Here is a 5,519-nt window from a genome sequence, read left to right as displayed (position 1 = left end):
ATGAACGTGGCCACGCTGGGCAATGTTGTCAGTCAGTTGCACATGCATGTGATTGTTCGCCAGCGTGACGACGCCGCCTGGCCAGCACCGGTATGGGGCAAGTGCCCACCAGTGGCCTACACCGATGAGCAGTTGCAAGCCGTTCGTCAGCGCTTGCGGGGGCTGAAGCTTGCCGGTTTCGAGGAGGCCTGAGATGTCGCTGGAAATGCGTATGGTCGAGCTGGAAACCCGTCAGGCGTTCCAGGATGACACCATCCAGGCGCTGAACGATGTGGTGGTCGAGCAGGGGCGTGTGATTGATCGGCTGCAGTTGCAAGTGGCCGAGCTGATCAAGCGCCATGCAGAAATGGTCAGCCAGTACGGCAGCGAAGGGGACGAGGCGCCACCGCCTCATTACTGATTGCTCAAGCCGTTGCGCCGGTATCGCTGATGCGCTACCGGCGCTGAGGCGGGGTCAGCGGCGTGTTACCGCCACCACATCCTCGGCCTGCAGTCCCTTGTCGCGGTGCATCACCGAAAACTCCACGCGCTGGCCTTCGACCAGGATGCGATGGCCTTCGCCGCGAATGGCACGAAAGTGCACGAAGATGTCATCGCCCGAGTCGCGGGAGATGAAGCCGAAGCCTTTCGACGTGTTGAACCACTTGACGGTACCGGTATCCCGGTTGCCGGCCTCTTGCGCCGCGTGCTGGCTGTGCCGCGCCTTGCGCGGGCTGCGGGCAAAGCCCACGGCCAGGTGCAGGGCCACGGCCAGCGTCGCGCAGACCAGTGCTGCAAGGTTGCCCATTTCCGGGCGCGCCAGCAGCGTCAGCGTCTGCAGCACCACCGCTACCACCAGCAGGGCGCAGGCCAGGTGCTGCAGTTGTTGCCGCGCACCGCGGTAGTACAGTGGCACCACCGGGGCCAGGATCAGGTTGAGCAGGCCGAGCAGGGTCAGGTAGACCGCGTCCGGTTGCTGCAGGAAGGGTGTTGCATCGGTTTTCAGGCTGGGTATGAGCGATAGCAGCAAGGCTGCCACGCCCGTCACCAGATGGACGATCTTGAACATGGGGTTGGCTCACAGTTGATAAGGCCGATCACAGGAAGAGCTGGCAGCACGGTGCGCATGAGGTGTAAAGCGCGAACACGTGGCAGGCCAGCCTATGCACCCGGCAATGACAGTCCGCACGGGTGGCACCGTGCCTATTTAACAGCAAAGCCTCAGGCTACTCAAACCGCAGGCCATGCCAGCCGATGTGTTGCGCCATGTCATGGGCGGGGTCGGCCAAGTATTGCTACAGTGGACGGCGCCCGCTTGAGTCTCAAGCCTTATGGAAAGGGGAACTTCATGGCAATCGATATCGGTATCAGCGAAGAAGATCGCAAGTCCATCGTCGATGGGCTGTCGCGCCTGTTGTCGGATACCTACGTGCTGTATCTGAAAACCCATAACTTTCACTGGAACGTTACCGGCCCGTCGTTCCGCACCCTGCACCTGATGTTCGAAGAGCAGTACAACGAACTGGCACTGGCGGTCGACTCGATCGCCGAGCGCATCCGGGCTCTGGGCTTCCCGGCGCCAGGGTCGTATGCATTCTATGCGCGCCACTCGTCCATCAAGGAGGAGGAAGGCGTACCCCCGGCCGACGAGATGATCCGCCAGCTGGTCCAGGGCCAGGAAGCCGTGGTGCGCACCGCGCGCAGTATCTTCCCGGTGGTGGACAAGGTCAGTGACGAGCCTACTGCCGACCTGCTGACCCAGCGCATGCAGGTTCACGAAAAGACCGCATGGATGCTGCGTGTGTTGCTCGACGGCAAGTAATTGCCCCAGGGCCAGGGGCCCGGTCGCGCATTCCCGACCGGGCATTACATAGTCCGCAGGAAGATTTTGCCGCTGTTTTGAGCTCGCCCTTCAGCGCTTCATAGGCCGCCTGGTACCTGTGACGAGGAAGTGTGGCGCATGATGCAAGCGAGCAAACGTGTGGCTAACCAGGGGCGTTGGCCAGGAAAACAGTGTATTGATCCGTTCAAGGCGGATTTCGACATGTTGCAAACCCAGCCGGTGTCACGTTCGGTGCGGCTCAACGGGTTTTCCACCTGTCTGCGCCTGGAGGCTGTCTACTGGGGTATTCTCGAGCGCATCGCCGCCGCCAATCGCTGCTCGGTCAGTGCGGTGTTGTCCTACGTGGACCGTGAAGTGCACCTGCGCCAGGGTGGGGTGCGCAACTTCAGCGGGCTGATCCGGGTAATCTGCGTTGCCTGGCTGCAGGATCCACCAAATTTGCGCTGATCGCCGGGCGGGCTGCGCAGTGCCGGTTAACCATATATAATCCCGCTTTTTGCTGCCCCGGCAGCCAGCGTTGTGGTTGACGAGAGACACCCATGCCCCTTTATGACTATCAATGTGCGTCCTGCGAGCACCGTATGGAAGCGCTGCAGAAAATCAGCGCCGCGCCGCTGACCGATTGCCCGGCCTGCCAGGCGCCGGCCCTGAAGAAGCTGCTGTCGGTGCCGGGCTTCCGCCTGAGCGGTAATGGTTGGTATGAAACCGACTTCAAGACCGGGGCGAAAAAGAATCTTGCAGGCGGCGACAAGGCCGACTGAGTTGAATGCTGTGACCGGGTCTTGCAGTATTAGCCCTCCGGGCGGCCAAGGCCTCCACCGAATACACGAATCACGAGAAGCGAAACCACCATCATGATGCGCAGCCATTATTGCGGCCAACTGAACGAGAGCCTGGACGGCCAGGAAGTCACCCTTTGCGGCTGGGTCCATCGTCGCCGCGACCACGGCGGGGTGATCTTCCTCGACATCCGTGACCGCGAAGGCATGGCCCAGGTCGTGTTCGACCCGGATCGCGCCGAAACCTTCGCTGCTGCCGACCGCGTGCGCAGCGAATACGTCGTGCAGATCACCGGCAAGGTGCGCAAGCGCCCTGAAGGTGCGGTGAACGCCAACATGGCCTCCGGTGGCATCGAGATCCTCGGCTACCAGCTGAACGTGCTGAACGAAGCTGAAACCCCGCCGTTCCCGCTGAACGAATATTCCGACGTCGGCGAAGAAACCCGCCTGCGTTACCGCTTCATCGACCTGCGTCGCCCGGAAATGGCCGACAAGCTGCGCCTGCGTTCGCGCATCACCAGCAGCATCCGTCGCTTCCTCGACGAAAACGGCTTCCTTGACGTCGAGACGCCGATCCTGACCCGTGCCACGCCGGAAGGCGCGCGTGACTACCTGGTACCAAGCCGTACCCACGCCGGTAGCTTCTTCGCCCTGCCGCAGTCGCCCCAGCTGTTCAAGCAGCTGCTGATGGTTGCCGGTTTCGACCGTTACTACCAGATCGCCAAGTGCTTCCGTGACGAAGACTTGCGTGCCGACCGCCAGCCGGAATTCACCCAGATCGACATCGAGACCAGCTTCCTCGATGAAAGCGAGATCATGGGCCTGACCGAAAGCATGATCCGCAAGCTGTTCAAGGAAGTGCTGGACCTGGAATTCGGCGAATTCCCGCACATGACCTTCGAAGAAGCCATGCGCCGCTACGGTTCCGACAAGCCGGACCTGCGTAACCCGCTGGAGCTGGTCGACGTTGCCGACCAGTTGAAAGACGTCGACTTCAAGGTGTTCGCCGGCCCTGCCAACGATCCTAAATGCCGCGTTACCGCCCTGCGCCTGCCAGGCGGTGCCAGCATGCCGCGCAGCAAGATCGACGAGTACACCAAGTTTGTCGGCATCTACGGTGCGCGTGGCCTGGCCTACATCAAGGTCAACGAGCGCGCCAAGGGCGTCGAGGGCTTGCAGTCGCCGATCGTCAAGAACATCCCCGAGGCCAACCTCAACACCATCCTTGACCGCGTTGGCGCCGTTGACGGCGACATCGTGTTCTTCGGTGCCGACAAGTTCAAGGTGGTCAGCGAAGCCCTGGGCGCGCTGCGTATCCGCCTGGGCCACGACTTCGAGCTGCTGACCTGCGAGTGGGCACCGATGTGGGTCGTCGACTTCCCGATGTTCGAAGAGAACGAAGACGGCAGCTTCACTGCACTGCACCACCCGTTCACCGCACCGAAGTGCTCGCCGGAAGAGCTCGAGGCCAACCCGGCCACGGCGCTGTCGCGTGCCTATGACATGGTGCTGAACGGTACCGAGCTGGGTGGCGGTTCGATCCGTATCCACCGTAAAGAAATGCAACAGGCGGTGTTCCGCCTGCTGGGCATCGAGGCAGAGGAACAGGAAGAGAAGTTCGGCTTCCTGCTCGACGCCCTGAAGTTCGGTGCACCGCCCCACGGTGGCCTGGCCTTCGGCCTGGACCGCCTGGTCATGCTGATGACCGGCGCCCAGTCGATCCGTGAAGTGATTGCCTTCCCGAAAACCCAGAGCGCCGCGTGCGTCATGACCCAGGCCCCTGGCCTGGTCGATGCCAAGGCCCTGCGCGAGCTGCACATCCGACTGCGCGAACAGACCAAGGTCGAGTAAGCTGTCCCCGGGCGCATCCACATGGATGCGCCTTTGCGTTTCGGCGCAGGTTTTTGTCCGTCCCGCCCCGTACAGGGGCGGGGCTGTTTGTGATTCAAAGGATTCGGAGTCGTTATGGCTGGTCATTCCAAGTGGGCGAACATCAAGCACCGCAAAGAGCGCCAGGATGCCAAGAGAGGCAAGGTCTTCACCAAGTGGATCCGCGAGCTGACGGTTGCTGCCAAGCAGGGCGGTGCCGACCCTGCATCCAACCCGCGCCTGCGTCTGGCGCTGGACAAGGCTCTGGGCGCCAACATGAGTCGCGATATCATTGATCGCGCCGTGGCCCGTGGTGCCGGCACCAACGAAAGCGACAACGTCGAAGAGCTCAGCTACGAGGGTTACGGCCCGGGTGGCGTGGCGATCATGGTCGAGGCCATGACCGACAACCGCAACCGTACCGCCGCCGCCGTGCGTCATGCCTTCACCAAATGTGGCGGCAACCTCGGTACCGACGGCTCGGTGGCCTACCTGTTCGAGCGCAAGGGGCAGATCAGCTTTGCTCCGGGGGTGGACGAGGACGCGTTGATGGAAGCGGCGATGGAGGCCGATGCCGACGACGTGGTGGCCAACGAAGATGGCTCGTTCGACGTATTCACCTCGTTCAACAGCTTCTACGCCGTGCGCAATGCCCTGGAAGAAGCGGGTTTCAAGGCCGCTGACGCAGAAATCGTCATGCAGCCGACCACTAGCGCCGAACTCGACCAGGATGGCGCAGAAAAGGTGCTCAAGCTGATCGACATGCTCGAAGACCTGGACGACGTGCAGAACGTCTACTCCAATGCCCAGATTTCCGATGAGATCATGGAAAACCTCGGCTAAGGTGTCCTGAGTTTTTGGGGTAGATCGCTATTTTGGGGCTGCTGTGCAGCCCATCACCGGCAAGCCAGCTCCCACAGGTACAGTGCATTTCTTAACCCCTGCACTGTACCTGTGGGAGCTGGCTTGCCGGTGATGGGCCGCGCAGCGGCCCCAATAATGTTAAAACATGTGTTTAGTACGACAGGCGCTATGACTCTGATTCTTGG

General features: G+C 61.6%; 7 protein-coding genes and 1 pseudogene. 7 read left to right on the top strand and 1 reads right to left on the bottom strand.

Going from position 1 to position 5,519, the window contains the following annotated elements:
* Positions 1 to 192, top strand: a pseudogene (locus HP546_RS24915) (HIT family protein); the annotation flags it as partial.
* A 1-nt stretch (position 193) separates the two neighbouring features.
* A complete protein-coding gene (locus HP546_RS24910; protein ID WP_172230859.1) occupies positions 194 to 400 on the top strand; it encodes a SlyX family protein in 207 nt (68 codons plus the stop codon).
* Between the two features lie 54 nt (positions 401 to 454).
* Here HP546_RS24910 and HP546_RS31700 read toward each other — a convergent pair whose 3' ends face one another.
* Positions 455 to 1,048 carry a cold-shock protein gene (locus HP546_RS31700; protein ID WP_172230856.1) on the bottom strand — a complete coding sequence of 198 codons (594 nt, stop codon included), beginning with the start codon at positions 1,046 to 1,048 and terminating at the stop codon, positions 455 to 457.
* A 279-nt stretch (positions 1,049 to 1,327) separates the two neighbouring features.
* Between HP546_RS31700 and HP546_RS24900 the strand changes: the two genes are divergently transcribed.
* From HP546_RS24900 to HP546_RS24880, 5 genes are all read left to right on the top strand, one after another.
* Complete coding sequence (locus HP546_RS24900) at positions 1,328 to 1,801, top strand: Dps family protein (protein WP_003254783.1); 474 nt, start codon at positions 1,328 to 1,330, stop codon at positions 1,799 to 1,801.
* A 138-nt stretch (positions 1,802 to 1,939) separates the two neighbouring features.
* Positions 1,940 to 2,269: a ribbon-helix-helix domain-containing protein gene (locus tag HP546_RS24895; RefSeq protein WP_172230853.1), complete on the top strand. Its 330-nt coding sequence runs from the start codon at positions 1,940 to 1,942 to the stop codon at positions 2,267 to 2,269.
* Positions 2,270 to 2,361: 92 nt separating this feature from the next.
* Entirely contained in the window at positions 2,362 to 2,583 is a 222-nt protein-coding gene (locus tag HP546_RS24890) for an FmdB family zinc ribbon protein (protein WP_016498320.1), read from the top strand.
* Positions 2,584 to 2,676: 93 nt separating this feature from the next.
* Positions 2,677 to 4,452 (top strand): aspartate--tRNA ligase, encoded by a 1,776-nt coding sequence (aspS, locus tag HP546_RS24885; RefSeq protein WP_172230850.1) that lies wholly within the window; start codon positions 2,677 to 2,679, stop codon positions 4,450 to 4,452.
* Positions 4,453 to 4,566: 114 nt separating this feature from the next.
* Positions 4,567 to 5,313 (top strand): YebC/PmpR family DNA-binding transcriptional regulator, encoded by a 747-nt coding sequence (locus tag HP546_RS24880; RefSeq protein WP_172230847.1) that lies wholly within the window; start codon positions 4,567 to 4,569, stop codon positions 5,311 to 5,313.
* Positions 5,314 to 5,519: the final 206 nt, after the last annotated feature.

This window comes from Pseudomonas sp. CM25, assembly GCF_013179705.1.
Taxonomy (GTDB): Bacteria; Pseudomonadota; Gammaproteobacteria; order Pseudomonadales; family Pseudomonadaceae; genus Aquipseudomonas.
The sequence above is the reverse complement of the archived record's forward strand: the minus strand, read 5'-3'. Positions and strand labels throughout refer to the sequence as shown.